We start from the raw sequence: 1,462 nt of genomic DNA, 5'->3' as shown, positions 1-1,462 counted from the left end.
TGTAATCGATGGACTCGCCCCCGCCGAGGCATCACAGTGCCACGGTGGCGTTCTAAGAAGCCAACGGCAGCGAGGGCGAGACCATGAAAAAGCATAGTTCCAAGCAAGGTTCCCTGTCGTCCACTGATGTGGAGCTTTGCACAACCATCTGTGTAGACCTGGCCAAGCAGGTCTTTCAGTTAGCAGGCGAGGATGCTACCGGTCGGGTGATCTACGAAGATCGCATCAAATCCCGTCAGGCCTTTCATGATTTCCTGCTCAGGTTGCCAGCGACAGTGACCGTCTTGATGGAGTGCGGCCCAGGTGCACAAGCCTGGGCAAGGCTGCTGCAGGCCAAAGGTAATGCGGTTCGCATCCTGCCTGCGCAACGAGTCGCCGAACACCGCAGCGGCGCGAAGAACGACCGTAACGACACCCATGCCATTTTGCGCGCCGGTCGCGATACCAGTATTGCCTCGATATCGATCAAGAGCACCACAGCACTGGCTATTCAAGCACTGCACCGTATCCGCCGCGGCAACATCAAGCGGCATACCGCGCTGGGTAACCAGATACGTGGTTTGCTGCTTGAGCATGGCGTATCCATGCCACAGGGCGACGCTGCGATTGGTAAGCATGTGCCGCGGTCTCTTGAGGATGCCTCTTTACCTTTGCCCGACCTATTGCGTGAGTTGCTCGATGAGCTGTTGACGGACTGGCTGTCTCTGGGTGAACGCATTGCGGGGCTCAGTAGACGGCTCGAAGCGACAGCCCGGGAGGATAAAGTCGCACAGCGACTGGTCACCATTCGTGGCGTAGGCCCTATCATCGCCACGGCGATCGTGGCGAAACAGACCGAGCCCAGCCGCTTCGCCAGTGGCCGAATGTATTCCGCCTTCTTCGGTATCGTGCCCGATCAGCACAGCAGTGGAAACAAAGTCAGATTGGGCAGGATGAGCAAGCGAGGTGACGGCTACATACGTAGCCTGATGATCCAGGGCGCACATGCTGTCTTGAGTCAGCTAAGGCCTGATTCCGATCAGCCAGACGATCGCCGCCTCTTGCGCTGGCTATCCCGCCTTGGGCGCAAGGAAGCGGCGATCAGACTGGCTAATCGAAATCTGCGCATTATCTGGGCCCTGTTACAGAACGACCAGGTCTATCAACACAAACCGAACAGCAACCCGGAGGCTGCCATGAGCCTCTGACCAACCGAGTAATGCCACCGGGGCGCTAAGCGCTCCAACCCCTGCTAGTGAACATTGACCCCTGGTAAGACCGTCGCAGACTGATGCCTCCGCTCCTACAGGCCCGATGCAGTGGCCTCAATGTAAACGGCACGCTGCGAGCTCACCACGATGTTGGCCAGAAGCAAAAAGCTTCCTCGAACAGGCCTGATACATAGATGCAACCGGGTTCCTATGTTCAAAAGCAGCTAGACAGTGTGGGCGAGTCCATACATAGGAGCGGCCTTGTGTCGCGA

1 protein-coding gene is annotated in these 1,462 nt (G+C 57.7%); it reads left to right on the top strand.

The annotated features are described in order from the left end of the window. Nucleotides 1-128: 128 nt before the first annotated feature. Nucleotides 129-1,187: an IS110 family transposase gene (locus CAG00_RS27335; RefSeq protein ID WP_085665802.1), complete on the top strand. Its 1,059-nt coding sequence runs from the start codon at nt 129-131 to the stop codon at nt 1,185-1,187. Nucleotides 1,188-1,462 lie beyond the last annotated feature (275 nt).

Origin of the sequence: Pseudomonas sp. B5(2017) (assembly GCF_002112825.1) — a bacterium.
GTDB lineage: Bacteria > Pseudomonadota > Gammaproteobacteria > Pseudomonadales > Pseudomonadaceae > Aquipseudomonas > Aquipseudomonas putida_Z.
The sequence above is the reverse complement of the archived record's forward strand: the minus strand, read 5'-3'. Positions and strand labels throughout refer to the sequence as shown.